The sequence below is a fragment of the Bacillus sp. T17B1 genome (assembly GCF_026796395.1).
In the GTDB taxonomy this organism is placed as follows: domain Bacteria; phylum Bacillota; class Bacilli; order Bacillales; family Bacillaceae; genus Bacillus; species Bacillus spizizenii_A.
In genome coordinates, this window is record NZ_JALAYA010000019.1 from 186,204 (window position 1) to 212,550 (window position 26,347).

Genomic DNA, 26,347 nt, shown 5'->3' on the forward strand with positions numbered 1-26,347 from the left:
AATAACACATATGGTTTAGAGGATAATAGCTAAAAGGAGGGGAAACCATTGAAGATAGGCTTTATCGGCACAGGAAATATGGGTACGATCCTTATAGAATCATTTATTGAATCAAGAGCAGCCGATCCCTCAAACATGACAATCACAAACCGCACAATTGAAAAAGCGTTGCACATAAAAAACCGCTACAACTGCATAAACGTAACAGAAAGTCTGGAAAAGCTTGTTTCTGAGAACGAGATGATTTTTATTTGTGTTAAGCCGCTTGATATATATCCTTTACTTGCAAGAGCGTTACCTTATTTAAGAAAGGATCATATTCTCATTTCAATAACAAGCCCAGTTCAAACCGAACAGCTCGAACAGTATGTGCCGTGTCAAGTGGCGCGAGTGATCCCTAGTATTACGAACCGTGCGCTGGCAGGCGTTTCTCTCGTCACTTTTGGCACAAGCTGCGGAGAATCTGCAAAAACGAAAATCAATGAGCTGATGAAGCATATCTCTCATCCGCTGCAAATTGAAAGTGACATCACGAGGGTGGCATCAGATATTGTAAGCTGCGGTCCCGCTTTTATGAGCTATCTGATTCAGCGGTTTATAGATGCAGCTGTTTCGGAAACGTCAGTGTCCAAACAGGACGCCATTCTGATGTGTAAGGAAATGCTTGTCGGAATGGGGAAACTGTTAGAAACCGAATTGTATACCCTGCCTGCATTACAGGAAAAGGTTTGCGTTAAAGGCGGTGTGACAGGAGAAGGCATTAAAGCACTGGAAAGCGGTGTGCAGGATATGTTTCACCGGGTATTTCAAAATACTCATTTGAAGTACGAAGAGGATATATCCGCAGTGAAGAAGCAGTTTGATGTGTAGACGAGTATGTCATACGTTTGTCTGTACTGCAAAAACATAAAAAAGCATTTTAAAAAACCATCGTCTTATGAAACGATGGTTTTTGATTTCTGCGCCTTGAAAAATAGGCGTTCTGATTGTGCTGATGGCTCTGAATCCGTAAAATCAGCTGTCACGCGATGAAGCTGAAAACCGCAGCTATTCAGCATTTCTTGGTATTCATCCACTGGGAACGTTCTTTGCTCGTGCGTCTCATCAAAGCGGTCATATGCTTCACCGTTCCACACAAAAAACGACATGTCATGAATGACAGAAAGCTCTTCACTTCCTGCAAAGCTCTGCCAAATATAGCTGATATCTTCGTCCTGGTCAGCAAATGTGCTATCTGGAAAGACTTCGGCAATTTTATAAGATGAATGAACATCAAACAGCAAAATGCCTTCGGGCTTCAATACCCGAAATACACTTTTAAAGGTTTCGATTACATCATTTTTCGTTTTTAGATAATTTAATGAGTCACAGCATATCGCAACAGCGTCAAACTGGCCGTCAAAGCCGGTAATCTCTCTCATATCCTGCTGAAGAAAAAGAATAGGCTCGTTACTAGAGATCTTTTGCTGGGCATAGGAAAGCATTTCTTCACTGAGGTCGATCCCCGTGACCTCGAAGCCTTTTTCGGCGAGCCGGATTGAGATTTCTCCCGTGCCGCATGCTAAATCGAGGATACGACCTTTTTCCGGGAGAGATGCTTCAATCCACTTTGTCCATTGATCGTAAGGAGCGTGTGACATTAACTCGTCATACACGCTTGCAAAGCCTTGGTAAATCATTGGTTCATTCCAGGCTCTAGATCTGCGAGCGGAGCGTCTCCCCACAGCTTTTCAAGATTGTAATAGCTTCTTTCTTCCTTGTGGAAGACATGGACAATCACATCGCCAAGGTCAACGAGCACCCATCTTGCTTCATCGAAGCCTTCCATCTTTTTGACTTGAATGCCGTTTTCTTCAGCCTGATCCTTGATTTCACGGGCGATCGCCTGCACCTGTTTATCTGAATTCCCGTGGCAGATCAGAAAATAATCAGCAACCAGAGAAATGCCTTCCATATCCAGTGCTAAAATATCCTCTGCCCGTTTATCATCACAAGCCGCAGCTGCGATCTTTAAAATGGACTTTTGGTTCATTCACAAATTCCTCCTGTTCAGTTGCCAGACACAAGCCAGTTATACGTTGAAAAAGTGTCTGGAAAAACCGGTTGATTTTTTTTCATAAGAAATATCATTGTATTTTTGATGGATTGAATCAGCGCTTGGTTCAAATCTGTCTCAGCAAGCTTACGCACCTCTTCGACCCCGGGAAATGCCCGATTAGGCTCAATGTAATCGGCAACGTAAATGACTTTTTCTAAAAGTGTCATGCCAGGCCGCCCAGAGGTATGATACCTGATGGCGTCAAGAATGCCTTCATCTTGAACCCCCGCCTCTCTTTGGACCAAATAAGCGCCTACCGGAGCGTGCCACAGCTCCGGGTTATGATCCAGTAAATGCGAAGGCATTTTTTCACGGGCAATAATTTGTTTCATTTCTTCTTTCGGCCGGAATTTGGCGTAATCATGAAAAATAGCCGCTGTTTCCGCTTTTTTAGGATCAGCTCCAAAACGCTCCGCAAGTTCGATCGCCGTGTTCATCACGCCAATCGTGTGGATATATCGGTGTTCGGTCAATTGCTGCTTAACGCATGCAAGTGCCTCCTCACGATTCATATAAACCATTCTCCTCTACATACTTCTTCACTTTATCAGGGATTAAGTAGTCAGTGGGCTTCTTGCTTTTAAACCGTTCCCTTATCATAGTTGATGATACCTCAAATTCCGGAACGTCTGCAAAGAGAAGCGGATAAGGGGTTTCAATATGAAAACCGGGGCGCTTTACTCCAATAAATTGAATGAGATTCAGCAGCTCGTCCAGCTTATACCATTTCGGCAAATATTCAATCATATCAGCACCGATAATAAAGAACAGCTGATCATTCGGATAACGCTGCTTCAGTAAAGAAACGGTGTCAAAGGTATATGAAGGCCCTTCTCTTTCCATTTCAGCAAGCTCCAGCTTAAAGGACGGATTAGACTGAATCGCAAGCTTCAGCATTTCCACGCGATGAAAGCTGTCCGTATAGTCTTCGTCCTGTTTATGCGGCGGAATTTGATTAGGCATAAACCAAATTTCATCAAGCCCCGCTTGATACAGCACCTCATTGGCCATTAAGAGGTGGCCGTTATGCGGAGGATCAAACGTGCCTCCGAAAATTCCGATTTTCTTCATTTCAACCACCTTTAAGGAAGCTCGATTTGTTTATTTTCCTTTGATTCTTTATATAATACAATCGTATTGCCGATTGTCTGGACCAATTGAGAGCGGCTTCCTTTTACTAGAGCTTCCGCTACATCGTTTTTATCTTCTTCGCAATTCTGAAGAACACTGACTTTAATCAGCTCTCTTGCTTCAAGCGCCTCAGCAATTTGCTTAATCATGTTATCGTTTACTCCGCCTTTACCTACTTGAAAAATTGGCGTTAAATGATGCGCTTTTGAACGCAAAAAACGTTTTTGTTTACCTGTTAACATTCTGTTCCTCCTAATTTTCCTATGACAATTGATCTCATTTTTTCAATATCAGGCTCTTGTCCAGTCCATAGCTGGAAAGACAATGCTGCCTGTTCAACAAACATGCCCACTCCATCGAGTGTTTTGAGGCCTTTTTGGTTTGCTTCTTTTAAAAGGGCCGTCTGAATTGGATTATACACGATATCACAAATGACAGCACTGCTTGCGGCACGCTGTAATGAAATCGGCACATCGTTCACGTTCGGATACATCCCCACAGACGTTGTATGGATAATGACATCATACTGCTTAAGCCGGTCTTCTGCTTCTTTTATGCTTAACACTTCTTTATTGTGAAACGAGGGAGTGGATTCTGTAAGCTGCTTTGCATTTTCCAACGTCCGATTGCAAATGTCAAACTTTTTCGGGACATTGCGGGCAATTGTTGTAAAGATGGCTCTTGCCGCTCCGCCTGCGCCGATCATTAAGAATGACAGTTCAGAGATGGGCTTGTCCAATACCTTCATTAACGACTTCACAAAGCCTTCCCCGTCGGTATTGTATCCGACAAGCTTGTCTCCCTCTCTTCTGACCGTGTTTACGGCACCAATCACTTTTGCACTATCATCAATATGATCTAGATAATCCATAATGGAAACCTTATGCGGAACAGTGACATTGATTCCATGTACGCCGAGTGCTTTTATTCCTTTTACCGCATCTTCCAGATCATCCGCTTCTACTTTGAAGGCATGGTAATGTCCGTCTAGACTGAGATCTTTCAATGATGCGTTATGAATATCAGGTGACATGGAATGGCCAATCGGATTTCCGATAACCCCGTACAGCTTTTTCATACTCCTCTCCCCTTTTCATTAAATTAATGAGCGCCGAACAAATACGTGAACGCCTTTTGGCGCATAAGCAGTTACTTTTTTATCGGCGTCATGCACTGTAACCCAGCCTAGCCCTGAGAAAACGATATCTGTCTTTGTGTCTTTTATCGTAAACGTATGGGCGACCAATTCCGGAAACTCATCCATTTCATCTTTTCCTGGAGGTGTGAGCAATTCCCCTGCATGCTTTTCATAAAGCGCATCTGCATTTTCCAGTTTTGTTCTATGAATCATCAGCTCATTCGGCATATAGCAAATAAAAGGAGACCTTTCTCCTGACACATAATCAAACCTTGCAAGTCCGCCGAAATACAGTGTTTGCTTATCGTTAAGCTGGAATGTGCGAGGTTTCAGCTCCTTTTTAGGAGATAGTATCTTCAGGTCCTTTTTATTGACATAATGCGCCATTTGATGGTGGTTGATAATTCCCGGTGTGTCATAAAGCGCTGAGCCGTCGTCCAGCGGAATTTCAATCGCATCAAGGGTTGTGCCAGGAAATTGGGATGTCGTTATAATATCTTCTTCACCTGACACTTCTTTAATAACCCGGTTAATAAAGGTTGACTTCCCTACATTGGTACATCCGACAACATAGACGTCTTTGCCGTTGCGATAATGCTCAATCGCATCAATTACTTCTCTAATCCCTTGGCCGCGTCCCGCACTAACCAAAAACACGTCAACCGGTTTTAAGCCAAGCTCTTTCGCTTCACGCTTCATCCACTGGATCAGACGCTCTCTTTTCAAAGACTTAGGCAAGATATCCGCTTTATTGCCAACCAATAAGATAGGGTTTCCTCCCACTAAGCGTTGCAGCCCATTGATCCAGCTGCCGTTAAAATCAAAAATATCAACAATTTTAACAACGAGAGAATCCGTTTCCCCAATACCGTGAAGAATGTTTAAGAAATCATCATCCGTTAAGGAAACATCTTGTATTTCATTATAGTTTTTCAGTCTGAAGCAGCGCTGGCAAATCACATTTTCTTTCGTAAGCGATGCAGGCGGCGCGTATCCCAGACCTGTTTTGTCCTCGGTTTGGATTGTAACTCCGCAGCCGATACAAACAACCTTTTCCATTTCTTACTCCTCCCACTGAATGTGCCCTTTTCGTTTGAGAGCACTCAGTATTCTGCGTTCGACCTGGCGGTTAAAGCGCGTAATGAATCCGTCAGAAGAAGCCACAGGCACAACCAAAATTGTATGATAGCCGTTTCGATTTCCTCCGAGTACGTCGGTCAGCAGCTGGTCTCCGATGACAACGCAGTCCTCTTTTTTCAGCTCCATATTGGCCACCGCTCTGTTAAAGGCTTTGCCCATCGGTTTTCTTGCTTTATAGATGAATGGGATTCCAAGCGGTTCTGAGAAAAGTTTCACTCTTCTCTCATTATTATTTGAGACAATCGTCACTTTAATGCCGTGCTCCTTCATTTCTTCAAACCACTCGATCAAACGCGGCGTCGCGTTCGGTCTGTCCCACTCAACCAGCGTATTATCCAGGTCGGTAATAATTCCTTTTACATTTCGTTCCTTTAATTTCTCAGGTGTAATATGAAAAATATTTTTTACAAACTCGTCAGGTAGAAAAAACTTTTTTAACAAAACCCGCACCCTTCCCTTTTCTTTCTCTCAACATGATTGTCGAAAACAATCGAACTTGCGCCTGAAGAAAAACTGAGCAAAAAAATTTCGACAAAAATTGGGTTTCTTCACCAGTTGTGGATAAAATTACACACACTATCCACTCTTATTACATCACTCTTTAGACAAATTATAAACACGATACTCACAAGTTATCCACTTTTTGGTGTGGATAACAGAACGATTGTTCTTATATGCAATTCATGGTAGATTAAAGATAACTTTAGCCACAGATGAACGCAACTTATCAATGTATGCGTTAAAATCATGAATGATTCCAACTTTTAAGGAGGTGTCTCTCCCATTAATTGGGTTCCTAGCATGAGAAAACTGTCTGATGAATTATTAATAGAATCTTATTTCAAAGCCACCGAAATGAATTTAAACCGTGACTTTATCGAATTAATTGAAAACGAAATTAAAAGAAGATCGCTCGGACATATTATTTCCGTATCTTCTTAATAGAATTTGTCTATTTTTTCCGGGCGTATTTCCTTTTTTTACTCAGATGACTGATATTATATCACTTCGGTTACGGGCTTTACTACTGTTTTCAGCAAAAAACACCCCTAAAAAGAGGTGTTTTCAAGGGACGGTAACTATGCTAACCAATATATGCCGCCCACAACCAGGAGAACAACAACTAAAACAACGATAAAAGTGTATCCATATGCTCTGCTTGCGCCATACATGTGAAGCGCCTCCTTAAGTAAGCTTTATAACAGCCTATGTAGGAAAAATAAAACGGCCTAGGCCGTTGTCCGGCTCAGTACTTCAAAACCTGCCCATCTTGTATTCCTTCATATACAATCCTTGCCCCTTTAGGAGTCATATGATTGCCTGAAGGATCTATCAGACCGGATTGGATAAGCGCTTCATCAGTTGCTTTTCCGCCGTCTGCTTCTATAAAATGCTTCCAGTTGTCTACAAGAGGGACATTCAGGCGCTTCGACACATCTCTTGTAATATCGTTGTATGAATTGTGCCATTTTCTCGCCCCGCCTTTCGGTTCAAAAGCAGCTGCTTTATATCTCGAATAGTAAAACAGTTGATGCTTCCCGTCTCCTTCAATAATTGGGATACATGTCATTAGGATTGGCTTGATCCCTTGTTTTCTGCTTTCTTTAATAAAGTAAACCAGATTTTCTCTAAAACGCTGCTTCGACACTCTTGGTTTACCTCCAGTCAGTATCGCGGCATCATTCGTGCCGAACATAATAAACAAATGCTTCGGTTTCTGATCCAAAACATCTGTCTGAAACCGCAGACGGGCATCCTCTGTCGTCTGTCCACCGATCCCCGCATTGAGTATATCAAGCTTTCCGCGTTCAGCCGTTTTTAATAGATTGACCCACTGTTGTGCTTTTGGATAATCGCGATAATCCCAATTAGAGCCTCGCGTATTGCTGTCACCAAATGCTACAACGTCTTCATATCCCCTTCCTTCGCACCCTGCTGTAACAAACAGCAGAAGGAAAAGGATGAAAAAATGCTTCATTTTTACACCCCCAAAAGCCTCACCTTAATGTTATACCTCTGTTTCCCTTCATTCAACGAAGAGTTTCTTCGTTATCTCTGTTTTTCCTATTGTTAACGTGTCCCCCTCAATGAAAATCATTCTTTCAATGCGGCATATCAGGTGATTCTTTTCAAATTCCCTTCTTCTCAATCGGAAAAACACGCAATGAATAGGATAGAAAATAACCTGAATCCACACTGGGAACAGGCTATTCCTTAAATCCCACATTCACTTTAACTTCGTTTTAAGCTTGGCCTTCGTTTTAGGTCCATAGACCGTCTGCAGTCAATCCGTTCATGAGCTGAAAACGCTTGACGGCATTCGCTGTTTTCGGTTCATAAACCCCGTCTATTCCATTATTTTTGGCGCCCTTATCAGGATAAAAATGAAGCGTCACTAAAGCCTTTTGCAGTTGCAGGACGTTCGTGCCCTTTCGATAAGGCGAAGTGAGCTTGATAACCCCTGACGGCAGCGGATATGTTGGAGATGACTCTTTTGGAGGTGTATTGGAGGAAGAAATTCCGTTTATAAAAGAACTCCACTGATTCAAGAGTTTTCGCGGACATTCTTTCCCGGACCATTTTTTATGAGGAACGACATGTTTCAGAGGAATATTGTTTTCCTTCATTAGTTTTCGGATCAGCCATTGGGCATTTGCTGTTGCTTTTTCAAAATCGCCGTCTGCATTTTCGCAGATTTCAATTCCAATTGATTTGCGGTTCCCTGTCCCATTTGTACCGTCACCCGCATGCCAGCCGTTTTCATCTAGCGGAAGATGCTGATATATGACTGAATCATCAACTGTAAAATGCCAGCTGACAGATGTGCTTGGATTTTTGACATAATTGGCATGCATTTTCGCATCCGCGCCTTTTGCGGTATTCGCTGTATTATGCACCGTAATGTAAGCAGGAGTCATCGCATAGCCAGGACGATTGTCGTTTGATGCCGGTATAAAATCCTTTTTTATCGTAATCATTTCTATCCCTCCCTACTATTAAGGAATGCAGAAAACAGAAAGTTGGACAGCCTATTTTACAAAATAAAAAAAATTGTGTCCCAATCGAACACGGTTTTCAGTTGAACCGCTGAAATGACACCAGTTATACTAATCCTAGATGACGGAGGTTTTGGCTCCTGACATCACCTTCGTTGGGAGTGACCATAGACATGTTAAAAAAGATACTAGGTATCATCGTGATGATTACTATCATTGCAGTCGGTTTTTTTCAGAAAGAAGCATGGCTTGATGCGATCAAAGCAGGAGGGCTGTTTTCTGTTTTATTCAGTATGCTGCTGATTGCCGCCGATTCCTTTTTCCCAATTGTGCCGTTTGCTTTGGTTGCCGCTTTAAATGGCGCTGTGTTTGGAATAGCCAATGGGATTTCGATTACATTAACCGGCTCAATGCTTGGTACAATGATGCTGTTTTCTCTCGCCAGGTACAGCTTTAGAGACTGGGCCCGAAAAAAAGTTCAGTCCTATCCTGCCATCCAAAGCTACGAGGCTTCCTTCCACAAAAATGCTTTTGCCGCTGTTTTACTAGGAAGGCTCATCCCGGTCATTCCTTCTCTTGTCATGAACGTGATATGCGGGCTGAGCCAGGTTCGCTGGCATGTTTTTTTCTTCGCGTCTTTCATAGGGAAAATCCCGAATATTATCGTTGTCACTATTGCAGGCGCTCATTTTACCAGCAATAAATTGCTGTCTTTCAGTATTTACGGAGCCTACATTCTGATCTTGATGCTGATCATTTATAAAAAGTTCCCTCATCTGCTGAAAGTGCAAAAAAAGTAAGGAGGCCTGTCCGCCCCCTTACTTTTTCTCTGTCGCATGGCCTCCGAATTCATTTCGAAGTGCAGCGACAACCTTTCCTGTAAACGTATCATTTGTTAAAGAACGGTACCTCATCAGCAGCGACATAGTGATCACCGGAGTTGCCGTCTGCAGATCAAGCGCGGTTTCCACCGTCCATTTTCCTTCACCTGAGGAATGCATAATGCCTTTGATCTGATCCAGCTTCGCATCTTTAGAAAATGCTCGCTCAGTCAGCCCCATGAGCCAAGAGCGAATGACAGAGCCATGATTCCACACTCTCGCAACCTTTTCGTAGTCAAAATCAAATTGGCTGTTTTCAAGTACTTCGAATCCTTCACCGATCGCCGCCATTATTCCGTACTCAATGCCATTATGGATCATCTTCAAGAAATGTCCGCTTCCCGCTTCACCTGCGTATAGATACCCATTTTCGACAGCAGTATCCCGAAACAGCGGCTCTACAATCTCCCATGCTTCGGGGTCACCTCCCACCATAAAACAGGCTCCATGGCGCGCACCTTCCATTCCGCCCGACGTGCCGGCATCGAGATAATGAATACCCGCTTCTTTCATTTGATTGTAGCGGCGAATCGATTCTTTATAATGAGAGTTTCCGGCTTCAATGACAATATCGCCTTTGCTTAATAAAGATGTCACATCACGCAAAACAGCATCGACAACGCCATGCGGCACCATAACCCATAGTATACGCGGCGTATCTAATGAAGAAATCAACTCTTTTAGATTCGTTGTCCCCTCAGCCCCATATGCTTTCAGTTCATCAACAGCCGCTTGATTTACATCATACCCGACCGCTTGATGATTGCGGTCAATGAATTGCTTTCCTATGTTTATGCCCATTTTGCCTAAGCCGATTAATCCGATTTTCATGTCTGTTCCTCCTGGTTGTCTAAAAGACCTTTACTCTTTATGTTCCCTTTGAAATGTATTGTGATACGAAAACAACAAATAAGGCTTACAGGATTTCACCGCGTCGATCACAAACGGCTTGTCCTCTTAGGAACAGCCGGATTTGAATTAGCACGGGAAGAAATTGATGAAAGACCAGTAAACGTCGAGAAAGCCTTTATACAGCATCATTACGAATGGTCAACAGATGGTGATCCGTTTAAAGATCAATTTCGCAGGTGGATACCTGATGCACCAGACCTCTCGCCAGGCGCTCATGCTTTATTGAAAGCTCGTCACAATGCATTGAAAGAGCAGGCTCTCTTGCGAGAAATTTCCCGGTACAGACACAGACAGCCTCCCACTCACATACATTTACATATAGGCTTTTGCCTACATACTTTTGTGGAGGTGACGATGGTGACAGGTGTTTTCGCAGCGCTCGGCTTTGTTGTTAAAGAGCTTGTCTTTTTAGTATCTTACGTGAAAAACAATGCCTTTCCACAACCGCTCTCAAGCAGCGAGGAAAAAAAATACTTAGAGCTCATGGCTAAAGGGGATGAACATGCCAGAAACATGCTGATTGAGCATAATCTTCGCTTGGTCGCCCATATTGTGAAAAAGTTCGAAAATACAGGTGAGGATGCAGAGGACTTAATCTCCATCGGAACAATTGGGCTGATCAAAGGAATTGAGAGCTATTCCGCCGGAAAAGGGACAAAGCTGGCGACGTATGCCGCGCGGTGTATTGAAAATGAAATCCTCATGCATTTGCGCGCACTGAAAAAAACAAAAAAAGACGTCTCCCTTCATGATCCGATCGGGCAGGATAAAGAAGGGAATGAAATAAGCCTGATTGATGTACTGAAATCAGAAAATGAAGACGTGATTGACACAATCCAGCTCAATATGGAGCTTGAAAAAGTGAAGCAATACATTGATATCTTAGATGACCGTGAGAAAGAAGTGATCGTCGGGCGGTTTGGGCTTGATTTGAAGAAGGAAAAAACACAGCGTGAGATTGCCAAAGAGCTTGGTATCTCGCGCAGCTATGTATCGCGGATTGAGAAACGGGCGCTGATGAAAATGTTCCATGAGTTCTACCGGGCGGAAAAGGAAAAGCGGAAGAAAGCGAAGGGAAAATGATGTGGAAGAGGCCGGTGACATTCCGGCTTTCTCTCATTCATTTACATGCTTCTATTAAAACTTTTCGAACCTAATGGAGACAGAATATATGAAAGAGGTATAAAAATGTTTCTAGCTAACCGCTTGTCTCACTATCTCAACTCGTCAGCACGATAAGCTCAATTGTCATTTCCGAGAAAGACAGTCAGGATCGTAGCGGATGACTTGACTTATAAGTCCTTTGCTTGCATCCTCCCTCAAGCGATTGAAAGCCGGACGTTCTAAAAGCTCTCCTGTAAATCCTTCATCGGCATACTTCAGCACATCCTTAGTCCCTGCTTTCTTTATACAGGCCTCTATCTGGCTGTCGATGCTTGATCCCTTGATCGCTTGTTCCTCGGTTGATACTCTTACATATATTGCTATCACCCTGGATCTCCTTCCTATAAAGTTTTATTAAATAATGATAGCAATCGTTAATGCATTTGTCAGCTTGTGGTCCCTCGATGATTATTACCTTCATTAAATGCATCACCCCTTGGGTAATGCTATGTAAACTGTTTGTCCTAATGAGGTGATTTTCAATGTGTATAAAAAAGCAGTAAAAAAACCGATAGTTAAAACCATCGTTTTCCAACACCCACTAGGCCCTCAATAAAGCGAAACCGTGTTTTCTGTTACAAAATCTTTATATATCAGTGTTTATTTATTTTGGTTATGTTGTTTTGCAATGATTTATTATATTGTGAAGTAAAAATGGAGTAGTTTTTTTCATCACCAGAAAGTTACATGACATGTCATTGGTGACAAGTCATGAATTCCTATAATAAATATAAAGCAAAAAAAGATACCAATATGATTTGGTATCTCATCTAAATCTTGAGTCCCTCAACATAGTAAATCCATATCATTGGTTATTCTGAATAATTGGTATAGTTATCAAATAGTTACTGCAGCTAATTAATGTTTCTCTATCTCGACTTCCCCAGAAATTTCTTTCTCTTACATGATAGTCATTCATAGATTTCGACACTTTTCATATTCTTTATTTTGAGTCCTTACATAAAGTTAAAGAATTTACTTTTTAATCGATTGTCATATTTCCTCTGACTTTATTTGTTTAGCTATAATGTTAATAACGTTCCTCAGAAATTCCTTTTTTGTTAATGACGCAGTTCCTCCACCTTGAGCTAACGTTTTATTTCCTCCCCCTTTTCCATTAATAAGAGAAAGGCTTTCTTGCATAAGGGTTCTCATGTCCATTTTATTTGTTGATCCTCGCCCACAAACCAGTTGGTAGCGATTATCGTTCTCTGATAAGAGAAAAATAAGGGATCGTTTTTCTTGCTCGGCAATCATTTTTGCTAGCTTTTGAAGTTCTTGGATAGATCGATCTGAAAAGGTTTCTATAATAACTACAGTATCATTTTGAATTGTGCTGTTGGCTAATAAATCATTGGCTTCATACTGAAGTATTTTTTCATTAGATTCTAGAAGCTCTTTCTCTAGCTTCTTTATATTTTCAAGTGAACGTTTTACAGCTTCACTTAATTCCCCTTCAGGACGATTAAGCAATCCAGTCAATTCAACCAATACCTTTTGTTTTTGATCGAATTGGGCTATAACCCGATTACCACATACAAAATACAAACGAATTTTTTTTCTTTGTCTTTCCCAATTCAATACTTTAATTGCTCCGACTTCCCCTGTAGCACTAGGATGTGTTCCACCGCATCCGTTATAATCAAATTCATCGATAATGACAAGACGAATATTTTCTTTTACAGATGGGGTTTTACGAATTGGATAATTTACTAAGTCATCATATTCTATCCACTTTGTAACTATTGGTCTATTTTCCATTATCATGTCGTTTGCAAGCTTCTCTGCTTTTCCTACTATTTCCTCTGTTAATTCTGATATGTCAAGGTCAATGGTAACTATGTCTTTTCCAAGATGAAATCCAACTGTATGAATATCATACAACTGTGCAAATGCCGCTGACAAAATATGCTGACCCGTGTGCTGTTGCATGTGATCAAAGCGTCGTTCCCAGTCAATAATCCCAACGACCTTATCATCTGAATGTGGTAAAGCCCTTTCTATATAATGACGAATTTCTCCATCTACCTCTTCAACGTTTAAAACTTTGACTCCATTCAATGTCCCTATATCATGTGGCTGGCCACCGCCGGTTGGATAAAAGGCTGTTTTCTCTAAGGTAATGTAAACACCTTTTTTGTCCTGTTGTTGTTTCAAAATTTTCGTTTCAAACGTTTTTAGATAGGGATCTTTGTAAAATAGTTTCTGATTACGTATGCTCATGCCTATCCCCTTATATATGAAGTTTTCCAAATACGCTATGGATATTTTTAAAAAGACTCTTCATGCTATAATTATTGAAGTCTGCCTCTAGCCTCAATGTCTACTTCGTCTACAACTTCTCCATTAGAGACTAGATAGGCTTTTTCATGTAAATTAACAACCGGACAAATGTGATTAGGAATAATTTGAACCTTATCTCCTATATTCACTTGGTTTCTAAAGTCTGCATTGTAAATAATAGCATGTTCGTCGAATACTCCATGAATGTAAACGCCCTCGTATTCTTTGATACGACCAAGCCCTTTGGTTGCTGTAAGCCCTTCACTTCGTGTTTGGGCGGTAATTCCCTTTGCCCCTACATCTGTAATGACTCGTTCTTTTGTTGGTTTACTAATCACGGTTGTGAGTACAGAAGCTGCACAGCGATCATACGTACCAATTACATTTGCCTGTGAGGCATCCATAAAAATGTAAGTACCAGGTCTAATTTCTGTAACTCCTTCTGGAATATCAAACTTAAACATGAAGGGAGGGGTAGAGCCAATACTTATTACTTTCGGCTTAAGGTTCATTTCTTCCGCTATTCGAGCAAAATGTAATGTTCGTTCTACACTCTCTCTATAAAGCTCTTTACAATGTTCTATACTTTTCGCTTTATAAGAATGCCCGTCATGTGAGAAGATTCCTTTAAGCTCGACATTTTTACACGTTTTGATTAATTCTAATAAAGTACGAAAATCATGTTCTTCAATAATCCCAGAGCGTTGTTCTCCTACTTCAATTTCCACTAACACCTGGGCTTTCTTTGTGGCTCCTTCAAATACTTCTTCAATCTCATGCACTTGATACACACTGTCAATACCAAAGGAGATATCAATTGTTTCAGATAGTTTTTTAATACGTTCAATCTTTGATTTCCCAACAATCTCATTTGCAATAAAAATATCCTTCAAACCATTTCTGGCCATTATTTCAGCTTCTCCTACTTTCGCCACAGCGATTCCTATAGCTCCCATTTCCTCTTGTAGTTTAGCTAATTTAGGCATTTTATGTGTTTTTGTATGAGGTCGTAAGTTTACTTTCTGTTCATTAGCGTAATTTTGCATATACTTCATATTGCCTTGCATCACGTCTTTATCAATTAAAAGAGCTGGTGTATCTAATTCTATATCATTCATTGTGCCTCCTCCTTTATCGCTGCAATGGCTTCAACTTCAACCAGACATCCGGCATATAAATGATTTGATGGAACAACTACTCTTGCCGGTTTATGATTGCCGAAGAAATGAGCATAAACCTCATTGATATCCGGCCAATACTTTACATCTGGGGTATAAAGTCTGCATAATATCACATCTTCCTTGGCTAATCCCCGTTCCTTGAGGACAAGCTCCATATTTGCCAATGCCTGTTTTGCTTCTTCTTTTATGCCCCCAGCTGGAATTTTCCCCGTTTCCGGATTCATCGACAACTGCCCTGAAATATAGAGAACATCATTGTGTTCCATAGCTGGCACGTAATGGCCTCCATCCCGTGTTGAATACTTAGTGTGTACAGGCTTCAATATAATCTCCCCCTATTCTTAATATTTAAAGCTAGCCTCATCAATCTTCTGTCCAGCAGCCAGCAAAACAGCGAGTTTGATCCTTGCTTTCTTACTGTCATAGCTGCCGCCTAGTATAATTCCGGCATCTGCATATGTTGAAGCACTTCCTTTGAATCCATATACTCCCTTGACTTCACCTTCGTCAGCACTTGTTGTCAGAACGACAGGAATCCCTTTCTCTACGGCTTTCTTTGCACTTTCTAATATTGCTGGAGCCGTATGCCCTCTTCCCGGCGCCTCAATAATGATTCCTGCACTTCCGCACTTAACTGCATAATCTATAAACTTTCCGTCTGATCCAAGTGAACACTTAATAAGTTCTACATTTGGCAATGGTTGAATTAGTTGATACGTCTCACGCTTAATTAATCTTTGATGAATTGCGATCTCATCTTGATCAGCCGTTCCCAAATAACCGAATCCCGGAGAGAAAAAACCATCAACATTTGACGCATGCTGTTTTTTCACATATCGAGCAGCAAAGACCCTCTCATTAAACAACACTGTTACACCTAAGCCTCGCGCATCAGGATGTGCCGCTAATAAGAAAGCTTGTCTTAGGTTCACAAATGCATCTGTACCTTCAAGTGTCGGTCCTCTTTGTGACCCCGTTAACACGACCGGCCTTTCATCAGAAATAACCAGATCAAGGAAATACGAAGTCTCTTCAAGGGTATCTGTTCCATGCGATATCACAATTCCGGCAACATCCTCATTCCGGAAGAAACTCTCTATATTTTGCTTCAGAATGTCAAGGTGATGAAAAGTCATATGACTGCTTGACATTTGAAAGACTGACTTGATTTCAATCTCTATATGAGAAGGCAGTCGACACATTTCAGAAAGCTCTTCACCTGTCATAGCACCTGCTTCTAATAGACCTGTTTCAGGATCAGGCTTACTTGCAATTGTACCGCCGGTACTCAGTAAAATGATTTTCTTGTTTTCCATGATAACTCCCCCATGTTTCTCTCTTCGTTCCTAATTAGATTTAATCCCAGCCCCGCATAATGGAATCACGATTTTTTCATCAGAAGAATGATCGTATTTTAAATATCCTGCATAGTTAGCTGCTGTTGTTGGCTCAACATAAAAGCCTTTACTTGCTAATGCTGTACGAGCTTTTAGAATCTCTTCCTCATTGGTTGTAATGATTTGACCTTTTGTGGCACGGATGGCTTCTAATATTTGAGCAGATCTTGCCGGTTTGGCAATCGAGATGCCCTCTGCAAGTGTTCCCCTGTTTTCGACGGGTTGAGCAACTTGTTGATTGTTGATAAATGCCTTTGCTAACGGCGCACAATTCTCTGCCTGTATCGCAACCAGTCTTGGCATTTTGTCTATACATTTGTTCTCTAGTAATTCTTTAAATCCATAGTAAACCCCAAGTAATAACGTACCATTGCCAACTGGAATAATAAGCGTATCCGGCGCTCCATTCATTTGTTCCCAAATCTCAAAGGCATACGTTTTTGTTCCTTCATAGAAATATGGATTAAAAACGTGACTGGCATAGAATTTTTTCTCTATATTCACAGCCTTTTGCGCTGCTTCGGCCACATCTTCTCTTGTGCCTTCAATTTCGCGAACGTTGGCCCCATGCGCTTTCACCTGCGCGATTTTCTTAGGTGATGTACCCTTCCCAAGAAATATGTCACATGCGATGTTAGCCCGCTTGGCGTAAGCTGCAATAGATGTCCCTGCATTTCCACTGCTGTCAGCTATCACATGCTTCACTCCCAGCTCCTTTGCCTTAGCTATTAATACAGCAGCACCGCGATCTTTAAAAGACAAAGTAGGCATCATATAGTCCACTTTCACTAGAGTGTTCGGCTCCCCGCTGTCTAACACAATTAAAGGTGTGTATCCCTCCCCCATAGTGATGCCGCTCCACATGGTGGAGTCGCGATCAAATGGCATAGCATCAATATATCTCCACATAGAAGGAATATCTTTGATCACTTTTGAATCGGACCATTCTACTTTTTCTTTTACAAGGTCTAACACTCCGCCACACTGGCATTTCCACACCTGTTCAGACACATTGTATTTCGTACGGCAAGATTGACATTGATACTGTTCCATTATTTTTAGACCCTCCTATTATATATTTTTTTATATTTTATATATTTTTTTATATGTTTTAGACAAAAAATATATTACAGACTGGCGATTGCTTCAATTTCAACCTGAAAACCGTAATGCAGCTCGTTCGTCGAAACAACTGACCGTGCTGGGCGATAATCGTGAAAAAAACCCTGACAGACATTGTCAACACGGTCTAACAAATGGATATCGTGAAGATATAAGGTTAACTTCAAAATTTTTCCTTTATGACTGCCGGCTTTTTTTAAGATATACTCTATATTTGACAGTACCTGCAAAGTCTCTTCTTCAATGGTGCCAAATTTCTTTTCCTGCGTGATTGGATCAATGGCAAATTGCCCTGATACATAGACCGTGTTTTGATGAATCACAGCTAAGGCATAATGACCGTTCGATTTTAAATTCCCTGCCTCAAAAATACTCTCCACTCTACTCACTCCTAATGTCCTTTTTTCACTTCATCCAAATAGCTATAGACAGTTACCTTTGAAATGCCTAATTGTTCTGCCACTTTATCAACCGCACCTTTCATGAGGAATATCCCCTTTTCATCCATAAATCTAATCAGCTCGATTTTTTCCGGGCGTTTCATCAGAGAATGTTTGCGGTTCGCTACAATTTGTTCAATTAACTGATTCGTGATCTCTTCTACATTCTGAATGGAAGCTTCCTGTTCCACCGTATTTGGAGCTTGTATTTGATTGTTCTTTTCAATGCCAGGTATAAATGCATCTAGTACTTCTTTCATTTGAATCATGACATTCATATCATAGTTGATGCAAAATGCCCCAATCACCTGCTGGTGGCCATCTCTAATGAGGGTAGTCGATGATTTTATTGTTCTCCGATCATCTGTTTGGATTTCATATCCTGCTAAGTAATCACCTTTAAATTCGTTGGATAAAAGAACCTTTCTCACTAAGTGATCAAAGGATTGGCCAACCTCTCTTCCCGTCACATGGTTGTTCATTGTAAAAATGACGGAAGACTGCGGTGTTGTCAAATCATGAATGACGACTTCACAATTTGGCCCAAACATTTCTCCTATCGTTTTTGCAAAAGGGATATAATTTTCTAAAATCTGTTTTGCTTCAGCCAAAGCTTAAACACCTAACTTTCATTAACCTCAAGAAATTCAATTCTTGAAATGATTATATAATTTTTTATATGAAAATGGAACAAAAATATATTTTTTTATACAAAAAAACATATCCTTAATTTTGATTTTTATCAATTCCCATCTTAAATTCCAATATGGGAAATAAAATCAACAGTTAGCTCATTCGTTAAATGGATAGAAGTCGCATCTGTATGCGACTTCTAGATTTTACTACACATTATATAAATTCAGGTTCTCTTTACGATCTTTCCCTGGAGGCTTTCCGAACATCTTTCTATACTCTCTATTAAAATAAGAAGGGCTTTCATAGCCAACTTGAAAGGCAGCGTCAGCAACCCTCATACCTTTGCCAATAATCAACCGCCTTGCTTCATGAAGACGTAAAGCTCTCTGGTATTGGATCGGAGTCATGGTTGTAACTTGTTTAAAATGGTGATATAAAGCTGATGGGCTAAGGTTTACTTTTTTAGCTAGTCCCTCTATCTTTATTTCATCAGAAAAATGATTTCTTAAATAATCCAGAGCAGCAGCCACTTCAGATAATTTACTCCCCTTGGCAACAAGGCTTTTTACTGTGTGACCGTGCTTCCCCTGCATAATGCGGTATAGAATTTCCTTAATGATTAAAGGTGCAAGTATTTCTGTATCTTCAGGGGTATGAAGTAGTTTCACGAGGCGGATAAGCGCATCCAGAATGACCTCATCTGTCTGATCTACAAATATTCCTCGCCCTGTAGCATGATGATTAGTGCTATGTTGTTTATACTCTTTTGAGAACTCTGCAATTTGCATTAAGTTAACATTCAATCGAAGACATAAATAAGGTTCCATCTCACTCGCTTTTAAAATTTCCCCGATAACAGGCAGATCGACTGCCACGAATAAGTATTCCCCTTTTCCGTAAAAGAAGTCTTCTCCAATCATAGAGATCACTTTTCTCCCTTGCAGAACAAAACACAAAGCAGGTTCATGCATAGTATGTACAGGCACCAGGGGCTTGGCAGATCGAATAAATTCCAACCCATAGATTGACGTTACGTTCGTACCCTCCTTGGTAGCAAAGGATGACACAAGCTTTGTAAGCTGCTCTTCTTTCGGTTGCAACTGCTCTTCTAGAAACATGAACTCCCTCCTTTTATTATTCTTATCGATTTGGAGGATAGGGCAAGAATGAAAGAGATATCGGCTAGCACTCCATGTTATCTTTCCCTGATACTAATAGTAGAACAGAAAAGGAGCTGATGATATGGATAAAGACAATCATTCTTATGATGGGCTTTGGGTTACCAAAGATCGGTATATCATGCATGAACTGCTGTCCGATGGACGCTATGTTGAAGCTCGCGGCAATGTCGAATGTGCATATACAGGCAATTACCAAATAACAGGTGACCACATTGAATATCAAGATGATACAGGATTCAAAGCTGATGGAGATTTTATCAATGGAATTTTATATCACGCAGGGATGGTACTGCATCGTGAAAGAAGGTAAAGATTCCTTAAAGAAAAATGACTTAAAAGAGGATGATACAAAGATGAGTATAAAGAATAAAGTTGTTCTTGTCACCGGCGGAAGCAGCGGTATTGGAGCAGCAACTGCTGATTTATTAGCTGAGAATGGAGCTACGGTAATAGCAGCAGCGCGACGAACAAATAAGTTAGAAACACTCGTATCCACTCTTCTCCAAAAAGGATATCATGCAGATTACAAACAACTGGATGTCACAGACTTTGAACAAATGCAGCATACCGTCCAAGAAATTATAGAAGCATACGGAAAAATCGATGTCATCGTAAATAATGCGGGTGTAATGCCATTATCTAAATTGGAATCTCTGAAAATCGCTGAATGGAATCGTATGATTGATGTAAATATCCGTGGAGTCCTGCATGGTATTGGTGCAGTTTTGCCTGTAATGAAAGAACAGAATAGCGGACATATCGTCAATATAGCTTCCATAGGCGCATATGAGGTTACCCCCACTGCAGCAGTTTATTGCGCAACCAAGTATGCTGTCCGTGCCATCACAGAAGGCTTACGACAGGAAGCAACGAATAATATTCGAGCAACTGTAATTGCACCGGGCGTAACGGTATCAGAACTAGCCGACCATATTACCGATAAACAGGCGAGTGAAGCTATGATCGAATACCGAAGACAAGCGCTTCCTGCTTCTGCAATTGCACATGCAATTCTTTATGCAATCTCGCAGCCACTAGAGATCGATGTAAGTGAATTAATTGTAAGACCTACTCTATCACTATAAAAAAAGTCTATGTTGTATCACATGTAGAATCATAAGAAGGAAAAAGTATTCCATACAAAATAGATGCCGTATATGGATCTTCAGGGTGTACAGAAAACCTCTTATACCTGACTCTCTCAGGTATGAGAGGGTCTTTACAGATTAAGTCTGTAATCTGATACCAGCCCTTTCTTCCATCCAACACAAACCATGCTGGTATACCGTGAGGGGTGACCTTATAGAGAGCGCTCAATCATATCCTGCAGGAAGAAGATTTATTACCCGTAAAATTGAAGGAATTTGGCATACTTGAAGCCATTATTGGTTGTGTTACCGCCAGTTTAGGTATTTCATTGCTGCCTCGTTCAATTATTGCTGTGCATGAAAAACAAGGCCGCATCCGCAGCCATACTAACCATGACCAATTCTTTAGCTACAACCTTGTTTATAAGGCGAAAAGACATTTTAATTACACTCGATTTATCTGTAGTTCTAACGACTATGAGGGATCATTTTCAGAAGAACATTAGTTAAAAAAAGGAAAACTGTATATCTAAGCGAATACGAGTCTTTGAATAAAATAGTTAATGACACTTTTTTCAACAGTCATGTCTTAACAAGGGGGATTCGGTATGAATGAATTTATGAAGATGTTTTCCTTAACAAAACCGATTATTCAAGCTCCAATGGCTGGCGGTATTACAAAGCCGCGACTGGCTTCTGCTGTTTCGAGTGAGGGTGCTCTCGGTAGCTTAGCATCGGGGTATCTTACACCAGAACGACTAGAACAACAAATTAAAGAGATGTTTGAGCTGACAGATGCTCCTTTTCAAATTAATGTGTTTGTTCCGCTAGGTCTAGAAATGCCGCCAGAAGATCTAGTTAAAAAGTGGAAAGAAAACATACCGTTAGCTAACCAAGTAAATCAATTTACATCTGTGCAAGAAGAGTGGGATGACTTCTATCAAAAAATTGATATGATTTTAAGATACAAGGTAAAGGCTTGCTCCTTCACTTTTGATCTGCCGCCGGAAGACGCTGTAAAGGAGCTAAAAACTTCTGGTTGCTGTTTAATTGGAACCGCTTCAACAGTAGAAGAAGCTTTGTTAATGGAAGAACGGGGAATGGATTTAGTAGTCCTTCAAGGAAGTGAAGCCGGTGGACATCGCGGAGCTTTTTTGCCTTCCAAAGGTGAGTCTGCCGTGGGTTTAATGGCTTTGATTCCACAAGCAGCAGATGCACTGAGCGTACCAGTCATAGCAGCTGGGGGAATAATAGACCATAGAGGAGTAAAAGCAGCTTTAACCCTTGGAGCCCAAGGAGTACAAATCGGATCTGCCTTTTTAATTTGTCACGAAAGCAACGCCCATCCAGTGCATAAACAGAAAATACTAGAAGCAAACGAAGCAGATACAAAGCTTACGACATTATTTTCAGGTAAAGAGGCCAGAGGAATCGCAAATAAATGGATGGAAGAAAAAGCACCGCTTGAGACACAAGCCCTTCCGTATCCTTATCAAAATACACTAACGAAGGCAATGAGACAGCAGGCTTCAGTCCAAAACAACCATGATCAGATGTCTTTGTGGGCAGGGCAAGGAATACGATCATTGACTGAGGAAATTTCAGTTAAGCAGCTTTTACAAAAGCTTTGCCATGAGGATATAAAAATATAGGGCATCTCATTATTGATATCAATTAATAAAGTATAGCAAAAAAGCAAACTTCGATATGTAGTTTGCTTTTTTCCTCGTTATTTCTCACTATCATCTCCCCTTTGATTTGTGTTTGAGTTTCAACCATTTTCTGATGATATACATTGGATGTTTCAAATTCTTTTGAGTTTGCAAAAGCAGCTGCGGTCTCACAGGCAATGTCTTCAACATAAGGATAGTTCTTATTCTTCTCTAAGTATTCTATAGTTTGATTAACTCCATGTTGATCCACCGCATCGTCCTAAAGAGCTTTTAAATAACCCTGTAATTTTAAGACATAAATACTTCCGCCTGCTCGTAATCACGACTATAGCACCCTTCCGCTCGACTTGTTTCCCGATATATTATTACCTCTGTTGCCTGTATAATCTTTTTGTACAATGTCCCTCCTAAATAATATCCTAGAGACTTCTAATTTTATTACTCAGGCGTTTTTCTTCATTACCGTATACAAGCTCAGCATAATGGAATCGACTACACCTAAGAAGGCGAGAGTCGGAGTTTTTGCTACATCGCCGCTTATACCTTGAAGTTACATCATACCCAAGACACCTTAAAAGTAAAGTCTGGTTAGGTTCTTCAAAGGTTTAGGAAAGATACTTAAGCTTTGCTTTTTCCTTCCTTTTAAAATACCAAATAACTACTGGAATAAGTAACAATGATAAAACGGCTCCAGAAATTGATAGTATTGTATAACTAAATTGTGCAACAACCATTCCTGACAAGGCTCCACCCGCTGCTCCTGATAGTGCTACCAAGACATCAAATGTTCCTTGTGTTTTTGCACGAACAGATGGGTGTGTTGAATCTATAATGAGGGCAGTTCCCGTTAGTAAACCAAAGTTCCAACCTACTCCTAGTAATACTAGTGCTACGATAAGCAATGATAATGAGTCTGCCGATGCAATAGCTGCCACCAATCCAGCGGCAAGAAGTGTAGCACCTGAAGCAATGGCCATAGTAGTTCGACCAAACTTATCTACTAGTAAACCAGTCAGTGGTGAAGGAAGATACATAGCTGCAATATGGAGCCCTATAACTAATCCCACTTCGCTCAAACCATGACCGTGATGACCCATGTGAACTGGTGTCATTGTCATAATAGCTGTCATGATTAATTGAGCTAAAATCATAATGACAGCTCCTACCATTATTCCATTTTTGTTTATGGCAGGATTTTTTAGACTTCCTCCTATCTGTACTTTATCGTTTTTTTTCACAGCATTCGCAATAGCTGTAGATACAAATAGTGGATCTGGACGAAGAAATATGAAGAGAATAAATCCAGCAATTATAAAAGCTGCTCCTGACATGATAAACGGACCAGCTAAATTGGGAACACCAATTGAATCTGCAAATTCTCCCATTGTATGAACTAAGTTAGGACCTACTACAGCTCCTAAAGTAGTAGAAACTAAAGCCATACTTGCAGCAGTTCCCCGTTGTTTCTCATTTGCAAGGTCTGTCCCAGCATACCGAACTTGAAGATTAGAAGCCATACCTGCTCCATAAATAAGAAGGGAAATAAATAATAGGGCAACGCTGTTGATTAAAGCCGCAATTATTACACCTATAGCACCTAATCCACCTATAAGGAAACCACCTGCAAGTCCGGCTCTACGACCAAAACGTTGTGAGGATGCTCCTATAAGTAAGGCAGCTACGGCAGATCCTAAAGTAAAGAGGGCAGTTGGAATTCCTGCTACATTTTCCGATCCTATCATATCTTGGGCAAGAAGCGCCCCAACTGTTATCCCAGCACCAAGTCCAGCTCCCCCAAAGATTTGTGAAAAAATCAAGATTTTTAATGTTTTTTTATAAAGTTGGTTTTGTTTTTCTGGTGAATCAATATAACTTTGTAACCAAACAGGCTGCTGTTTTAACTGACTTGTTTTGGTTATCATAAGCTGCACTTCCTAACAAAATAATTTTTTAGCTTTTCCATCTTTCTCTTGCTCCTCCTCTTTTAGGAGGTTTCAGTCAACTTTTGACCAATCATTAAATAATTAAGACGGGTCTCAGGAATATAAACGGCATAATCCTGAGACCCTTGTATTTCTACAGAGTAAAAACTGCGCAAAATAAGATTGAAATTTACAATTAACCTGAAGTCTCTATTCACAATCATAAAAATTAAAACTACAATTGTTTGCCATTTTCAGCTTAAAATTTATATGATTCGCCGTCATCTGGCACTAGAACGTGAGAAGAGATTCCTTTTTCCTCTATAAAGCTTTTTAATTCTTCTCTAGATAATGTCCAATGGTTAACAGCTTCCATATGGACAGAAATGATTTTGGCATTGGGGGCAGCCTTGTGCACTTCATAGATGTCATCTTTCCCCATTATCAAAGAACCGAGTTCTAGTATTTGATTATCCCCGCCATTTACCACAATGATGTCTGGATTGTGTGTATCAATCACTTCCTGAATTGCTTCATACCATACTGTATCTCCGGCTACATACAATGTTTTTTCATTTTGGTGTTTGAAAACAATACCGCAAACGAGACCGGCAAGTTTTAACAATTCTTCTCCTCTACCATGTTCACCTTTAGTTTTCACCAATTTGATATCTTCAAAGACTGTATCTTCTTGCAGTACTTCTACATGTTGAAAACCAGCGTTTCTTACTTCTTTAGCATCTTCTTCATTTTGTACAAACATCTTGATATCCTTTGACAATAATTTTTGGGCCGCCTCATCAAAGTGGTCTAAATGTAGATGAGTGACAATGACAGCATCCACATTATTAATAATATTGTCAATTGATGTTGGTAAGCTAGCTAAAGGATTATATTGATCTTGTCTTATAGTATTAGGAAAAGGAGGGTAAGTCCCTTTCTCCGCTAACATTGGATCTATTAAGAACCTTTTCCCTGCGTATTCGACAATGATAGTTGCATTACGAATTTGTTGAATTTCCATGTGTAAAACTCCCTTTCTTTAGGTGTATGTTTAGTTTACCTACAGGACACATAGAAATACATGGATCAAATCAAGTCTTTTCACCGTTTGACTTGATTTTTGAAACTATGTGCCTCTTATGTGCAAAAGAGTGTAGTATCAATTTGAATGAGAATTCATTAATTTTTATAGGATCAGTAAAATGAATGTAAAAACATATCTTTTATTTGCGTGTATCGGTGTATTTTTTGGTGCTTCACTTCCATTATCATAAAAAGGGTTATTGGAATTATTTAATTATGTTTCGTTTCTAAAACGGGAATCTCTTTTACATACTTTTTTCGCTTTCATTTCCCCTGTATTCGTAAAGCACGGGGTTTTTTAGATCCTGATAACAGGGCGTTTTGTGGCATAATTATTTTGCCCTTTAAAACTGAAAGGCATATAAAAAATATACTTGTATAACAATTAGTAGAATTTTCACGTCCATAAACTGATTATCGAAGCAATTGAAGACCGTAATGAAAAGGAAGCTGTGGAACGTATATCAGCCCACATGCAGAACTTATATGACCGATATTGGAAAAGCTGAGCCCTATTTTGAAAACGTCCCTATGAAGAAGCTTCTTTTATTAAGATAGGGTTGAAAAAAATAGGCGTATAGCAACAGGCTGACTCCCGTTGTTATACGCCTTTGCTATCTATTTTCTATGGTTTTTTGATACCAAGCACCTTTGACAAATTCCGTATAACACTTTAACACCTTCTGAACGATGAACTGTATCGATTACTTCTTCACATACCTGGCATACAATCTTATCTTGTTGCACTTTTAACTCTTTTTCAATGATTTTTTGCCTCCAGGGTTTTATTTTATGAATACCTGCATCAAGACAATTTTTATCTCAGCTCATGGTCCCTAGTTAATTTACACCTTCAACATGCATTACCTTTGATGTTA

28 protein-coding genes and 7 pseudogenes are annotated in these 26,347 nt (G+C 40.3%); 10 read left to right on the top strand and 25 right to left on the bottom strand.

The genetic code is table 11. From position 1 onward, the window contains the following. Nucleotides 1-48: 48 nt before the first annotated feature. A complete protein-coding gene (gene comER / locus MOF34_RS10685) occupies nt 49-870 on the top strand; it encodes a late competence protein ComER (RefSeq protein ID WP_019715039.1) in 822 nt (273 codons plus the stop codon). A gap of 65 nt (nt 871-935) precedes the next feature. On the opposite strand, the gene MOF34_RS10690 is transcribed toward comER, so the two are convergent. From MOF34_RS10690 to MOF34_RS10725, 8 genes are read right to left on the bottom strand one after another with little or no spacing between them, the layout of a single operon-like run. Further along, nucleotides 936-1,679, bottom strand: a complete 744-nt coding sequence (locus MOF34_RS10690; protein ID WP_019715040.1) for a class I SAM-dependent DNA methyltransferase — start codon at nt 1,677-1,679, stop codon at nt 936-938. After that, a complete protein-coding gene (rsfS, locus tag MOF34_RS10695; RefSeq protein WP_019715041.1) occupies nt 1,676-2,032 on the bottom strand; it encodes a ribosome silencing factor in 357 nt (118 codons plus the stop codon). The genes MOF34_RS10690 and rsfS overlap by 4 nt, the downstream gene beginning before the upstream one ends. 17 nt (nt 2,033-2,049) lie before the next feature. After that, complete coding sequence (gene yqeK, locus MOF34_RS10700; protein WP_019715042.1) at nt 2,050-2,610, bottom strand: bis(5'-nucleosyl)-tetraphosphatase (symmetrical) YqeK; 561 nt, start codon at nt 2,608-2,610, stop codon at nt 2,050-2,052. After that, the gene (locus tag MOF34_RS10705; RefSeq protein ID WP_003226135.1) at nt 2,600-3,169 is read right to left on the bottom strand and encodes a nicotinate-nucleotide adenylyltransferase; all 570 of its coding nucleotides are present in this window, start codon (nt 3,167-3,169) and stop codon (nt 2,600-2,602) included. The genes yqeK and MOF34_RS10705 overlap by 11 nt, the downstream gene beginning before the upstream one ends. 11 nt (nt 3,170-3,180) lie before the next feature. Then, the gene (yhbY, locus tag MOF34_RS10710) at nt 3,181-3,471 is read right to left on the bottom strand and encodes a ribosome assembly RNA-binding protein YhbY (protein ID WP_003226133.1); all 291 of its coding nucleotides are present in this window, start codon (nt 3,469-3,471) and stop codon (nt 3,181-3,183) included. Continuing rightward, complete coding sequence (gene aroE, locus MOF34_RS10715; protein ID WP_268400130.1) at nt 3,465-4,307, bottom strand: shikimate dehydrogenase; 843 nt, start codon at nt 4,305-4,307, stop codon at nt 3,465-3,467. The genes yhbY and aroE overlap by 7 nt, the downstream gene beginning before the upstream one ends. An 18-nt stretch (nt 4,308-4,325) precedes the next feature. After that, a complete protein-coding gene (gene yqeH / locus MOF34_RS10720) occupies nt 4,326-5,426 on the bottom strand; it encodes a ribosome biogenesis GTPase YqeH (protein WP_268400131.1) in 1,101 nt (366 codons plus the stop codon). A gap of 3 nt (nt 5,427-5,429) precedes the next feature. After that, on the bottom strand, nt 5,430-5,948 hold the full coding sequence (locus tag MOF34_RS10725) for a YqeG family HAD IIIA-type phosphatase (protein WP_019715046.1): 519 nt from the start codon (nt 5,946-5,948) through the stop codon (nt 5,430-5,432). 360 nt (nt 5,949-6,308) lie between these two features. On the opposite strand from MOF34_RS10725, the gene MOF34_RS10730 reads away from it, so the two are divergent. Further along, a complete protein-coding gene (locus MOF34_RS10730; RefSeq protein WP_003226124.1) occupies nt 6,309-6,449 on the top strand; it encodes a sporulation histidine kinase inhibitor Sda in 141 nt (46 codons plus the stop codon). Nucleotides 6,450-6,753: 304 nt separating this feature from the next. Here MOF34_RS10730 and MOF34_RS10735 read toward each other — a convergent pair whose 3' ends face one another. After that, nucleotides 6,754-7,485 carry an SGNH/GDSL hydrolase family protein gene (locus MOF34_RS10735; protein WP_268400132.1) on the bottom strand — a complete coding sequence of 244 codons (732 nt, stop codon included), beginning with the start codon at nt 7,483-7,485 and terminating at the stop codon, nt 6,754-6,756. A 249-nt stretch (nt 7,486-7,734) separates the two neighbouring features. Beyond that, nucleotides 7,735-8,485, bottom strand: a pseudogene (locus MOF34_RS10740) (N-acetylmuramoyl-L-alanine amidase). A 191-nt stretch (nt 8,486-8,676) separates the two neighbouring features. On the opposite strand from MOF34_RS10740, the gene MOF34_RS10745 reads away from it, so the two are divergent. Then, complete coding sequence (locus MOF34_RS10745; protein ID WP_268400133.1) at nt 8,677-9,303, top strand: TVP38/TMEM64 family protein; 627 nt, start codon at nt 8,677-8,679, stop codon at nt 9,301-9,303. 18 nt (nt 9,304-9,321) lie between these two features. On the opposite strand, the gene gnd is transcribed toward MOF34_RS10745, so the two are convergent. Next, nucleotides 9,322-10,215, bottom strand: a complete 894-nt coding sequence (gene gnd, locus MOF34_RS10750; RefSeq protein WP_019715051.1) for a phosphogluconate dehydrogenase (NAD(+)-dependent, decarboxylating) — start codon at nt 10,213-10,215, stop codon at nt 9,322-9,324. Nucleotides 10,216-10,317: 102 nt separating this feature from the next. Between gnd and MOF34_RS10755 the strand changes: the two are divergent. Beyond that, nucleotides 10,318-10,551: pseudogene (locus MOF34_RS10755) on the top strand (YqeB family protein); the annotation flags it as partial. Between the two features lie 99 nt (nt 10,552-10,650). After that, on the top strand, nt 10,651-11,379 hold the full coding sequence (gene sigK / locus MOF34_RS10760) for an RNA polymerase sporulation sigma factor SigK (protein WP_013308023.1): 729 nt from the start codon (nt 10,651-10,653) through the stop codon (nt 11,377-11,379). Nucleotides 11,380-11,547: 168 nt separating this feature from the next. Here the strand turns inward: sigK and MOF34_RS10765 are convergent. From MOF34_RS10765 to MOF34_RS10810, 10 genes and pseudogenes are all read right to left on the bottom strand, one after another. Then, nucleotides 11,548-11,745 (bottom strand): annotated as a pseudogene (locus MOF34_RS10765) (recombinase family protein); the annotation flags it as partial. Next, nucleotides 11,715-11,881: pseudogene (locus MOF34_RS20870) on the bottom strand (hypothetical protein). The pseudogenes MOF34_RS10765 and MOF34_RS20870, both read right to left, overlap by 31 nt. A gap of 572 nt (nt 11,882-12,453) precedes the next feature. After that, entirely contained in the window at nt 12,454-13,683 is a 1,230-nt protein-coding gene (locus tag MOF34_RS10775; RefSeq protein WP_268400134.1) for an alanyl-tRNA editing protein, read from the bottom strand. Between the two features lie 71 nt (nt 13,684-13,754). Next, a complete protein-coding gene (locus MOF34_RS10780; RefSeq protein ID WP_268400135.1) occupies nt 13,755-14,861 on the bottom strand; it encodes a D-TA family PLP-dependent enzyme in 1,107 nt (368 codons plus the stop codon). Next, nucleotides 14,858-15,247 (bottom strand): RidA family protein, encoded by a 390-nt coding sequence (locus tag MOF34_RS10785; protein ID WP_011198139.1) that lies wholly within the window; start codon nt 15,245-15,247, stop codon nt 14,858-14,860. Before MOF34_RS10785 ends, MOF34_RS10780 begins: the two co-directional genes overlap by 4 nt. An 18-nt stretch (nt 15,248-15,265) precedes the next feature. Then, nucleotides 15,266-16,240 (bottom strand): asparaginase, encoded by a 975-nt coding sequence (locus MOF34_RS10790; protein WP_014114490.1) that lies wholly within the window; start codon nt 16,238-16,240, stop codon nt 15,266-15,268. Between the two features lie 30 nt (nt 16,241-16,270). Further along, a complete protein-coding gene (locus MOF34_RS10795) occupies nt 16,271-17,374 on the bottom strand; it encodes a threonine synthase (RefSeq protein WP_268400136.1) in 1,104 nt (367 codons plus the stop codon). Between the two features lie 74 nt (nt 17,375-17,448). Further along, on the bottom strand, nt 17,449-17,823 hold the full coding sequence (locus tag MOF34_RS10800; protein WP_268400137.1) for a RidA family protein: 375 nt from the start codon (nt 17,821-17,823) through the stop codon (nt 17,449-17,451). A gap of 11 nt (nt 17,824-17,834) precedes the next feature. Next, nucleotides 17,835-18,494 (bottom strand): PAS domain-containing protein, encoded by a 660-nt coding sequence (locus MOF34_RS10805; protein WP_268400138.1) that lies wholly within the window; start codon nt 18,492-18,494, stop codon nt 17,835-17,837. Between the two features lie 231 nt (nt 18,495-18,725). Beyond that, entirely contained in the window at nt 18,726-19,637 is a 912-nt protein-coding gene (locus MOF34_RS10810; protein ID WP_268400139.1) for an AraC family transcriptional regulator, read from the bottom strand. A 124-nt stretch (nt 19,638-19,761) separates the two neighbouring features. Here MOF34_RS10810 and MOF34_RS10815 point away from each other — a divergent pair, with 124 nt between their 5' ends. The 4 genes and pseudogenes from MOF34_RS10815 (at nt 19,762) to MOF34_RS10830 (ending at nt 22,440) form a co-directional block, all read left to right on the top strand. Beyond that, the gene (locus MOF34_RS10815) at nt 19,762-20,010 is read left to right on the top strand and encodes an Atu4866 domain-containing protein (RefSeq protein WP_268400140.1); all 249 of its coding nucleotides are present in this window, start codon (nt 19,762-19,764) and stop codon (nt 20,008-20,010) included. After that, nucleotides 19,997-20,785: an SDR family oxidoreductase gene (locus MOF34_RS10820; protein ID WP_268400141.1), complete on the top strand. Its 789-nt coding sequence runs from the start codon at nt 19,997-19,999 to the stop codon at nt 20,783-20,785. Before MOF34_RS10815 ends, MOF34_RS10820 begins: the two co-directional genes overlap by 14 nt. Before the next feature lie 180 nt (nt 20,786-20,965). After that, nucleotides 20,966-21,298, top strand: a pseudogene (locus MOF34_RS10825) (LysR substrate-binding domain-containing protein); the annotation flags it as partial. A gap of 98 nt (nt 21,299-21,396) precedes the next feature. Then, complete coding sequence (locus MOF34_RS10830; protein WP_268400142.1) at nt 21,397-22,440, top strand: nitronate monooxygenase; 1,044 nt, start codon at nt 21,397-21,399, stop codon at nt 22,438-22,440. A gap of 22 nt (nt 22,441-22,462) precedes the next feature. On the opposite strand, the pseudogene MOF34_RS10835 reads toward MOF34_RS10830, so the two are convergent. The 3 genes and pseudogenes from MOF34_RS10835 to MOF34_RS10845 form a co-directional block, all read right to left on the bottom strand. After that, a pseudogene (locus MOF34_RS10835) lies at nt 22,463-22,750 on the bottom strand (hypothetical protein); the annotation flags it as partial. Between the two features lie 316 nt (nt 22,751-23,066). Continuing rightward, complete coding sequence (locus tag MOF34_RS10840) at nt 23,067-24,383, bottom strand: MFS transporter (protein WP_268400143.1); 1,317 nt, start codon at nt 24,381-24,383, stop codon at nt 23,067-23,069. A 259-nt stretch (nt 24,384-24,642) separates the two neighbouring features. Further along, entirely contained in the window at nt 24,643-25,407 is a 765-nt protein-coding gene (locus tag MOF34_RS10845) for an MBL fold metallo-hydrolase (RefSeq protein ID WP_268400144.1), read from the bottom strand. A gap of 454 nt (nt 25,408-25,861) precedes the next feature. Between MOF34_RS10845 and MOF34_RS10850 the strand changes: the two are divergent. Then, nucleotides 25,862-25,978: pseudogene (locus tag MOF34_RS10850) on the top strand (transcriptional regulator); the annotation flags it as partial. A gap of 109 nt (nt 25,979-26,087) precedes the next feature. Here the strand turns inward: MOF34_RS10850 and MOF34_RS10855 are convergent. Continuing rightward, entirely contained in the window at nt 26,088-26,216 is a 129-nt protein-coding gene (locus MOF34_RS10855; protein ID WP_268400145.1) for a GapA-binding peptide SR1P, read from the bottom strand. Between the last annotated feature and the right edge of the window lie 131 nt (nt 26,217-26,347).

Excerpts from the sequence above, each read along its gene's own strand:
- MOF34_RS10690 (WP_019715040.1), bottom strand. The coding sequence starts at position 1,679 with ATGATTTACCAAGGCTTTGCAAGCGTGTATGACGAGTTAATGTCACAC.
- rsfS (WP_019715041.1), bottom strand. The coding sequence starts at position 2,032 with ATGAACCAAAAGTCCATTTTAAAGATCGCAGCTGCGGCTTGTGATGAT.
- yqeK (WP_019715042.1), bottom strand. The coding sequence starts at position 2,610 with ATGAATCGTGAGGAGGCACTTGCATGCGTTAAGCAGCAATTGACCGAA.
- MOF34_RS10705 (WP_003226135.1), bottom strand. The coding sequence starts at position 3,169 with ATGAAGAAAATCGGAATTTTCGGAGGCACGTTTGATCCTCCGCATAAC.
- yhbY (WP_003226133.1), bottom strand. The coding sequence starts at position 3,471 with ATGTTAACAGGTAAACAAAAACGTTTTTTGCGTTCAAAAGCGCATCAT.
- aroE (WP_268400130.1), bottom strand. The coding sequence starts at position 4,307 with ATGAAAAAGCTGTACGGGGTTATCGGAAATCCGATTGGCCATTCCATG.
- yqeH (WP_268400131.1), bottom strand. The coding sequence starts at position 5,426 with ATGGAAAAGGTTGTTTGTATCGGCTGCGGAGTTACAATCCAAACCGAG.
- MOF34_RS10730 (WP_003226124.1), top strand. The coding sequence starts at position 6,309 with ATGAGAAAACTGTCTGATGAATTATTAATAGAATCTTATTTCAAAGCC.
- MOF34_RS10735 (WP_268400132.1), bottom strand. The coding sequence starts at position 7,485 with ATGAAGCATTTTTTCATCCTTTTCCTTCTGCTGTTTGTTACAGCAGGG.
- MOF34_RS10745 (WP_268400133.1), top strand. The coding sequence starts at position 8,677 with ATGTTAAAAAAGATACTAGGTATCATCGTGATGATTACTATCATTGCA.
- gnd (WP_019715051.1), bottom strand. The coding sequence starts at position 10,215 with ATGAAAATCGGATTAATCGGCTTAGGCAAAATGGGCATAAACATAGGA.
- sigK (WP_013308023.1), top strand. The coding sequence starts at position 10,651 with ATGGTGACAGGTGTTTTCGCAGCGCTCGGCTTTGTTGTTAAAGAGCTT.
- MOF34_RS10775 (WP_268400134.1), bottom strand. The coding sequence starts at position 13,683 with ATGAGCATACGTAATCAGAAACTATTTTACAAAGATCCCTATCTAAAA.
- MOF34_RS10780 (WP_268400135.1), bottom strand. The coding sequence starts at position 14,861 with ATGAATGATATAGAATTAGATACACCAGCTCTTTTAATTGATAAAGAC.
- MOF34_RS10790 (WP_014114490.1), bottom strand. The coding sequence starts at position 16,240 with ATGGAAAACAAGAAAATCATTTTACTGAGTACCGGCGGTACAATTGCA.
- MOF34_RS10795 (WP_268400136.1), bottom strand. The coding sequence starts at position 17,374 with ATGGAACAGTATCAATGTCAATCTTGCCGTACGAAATACAATGTGTCT.
- MOF34_RS10810 (WP_268400139.1), bottom strand. The coding sequence starts at position 19,637 with ATGTTTCTAGAAGAGCAGTTGCAACCGAAAGAAGAGCAGCTTACAAAG.
- MOF34_RS10815 (WP_268400140.1), top strand. The coding sequence starts at position 19,762 with ATGGATAAAGACAATCATTCTTATGATGGGCTTTGGGTTACCAAAGAT.
- MOF34_RS10830 (WP_268400142.1), top strand. The coding sequence starts at position 21,397 with ATGAATGAATTTATGAAGATGTTTTCCTTAACAAAACCGATTATTCAA.
- MOF34_RS10840 (WP_268400143.1), bottom strand. The coding sequence starts at position 24,383 with ATGATAACCAAAACAAGTCAGTTAAAACAGCAGCCTGTTTGGTTACAA.
- MOF34_RS10845 (WP_268400144.1), bottom strand. The coding sequence starts at position 25,407 with ATGGAAATTCAACAAATTCGTAATGCAACTATCATTGTCGAATACGCA.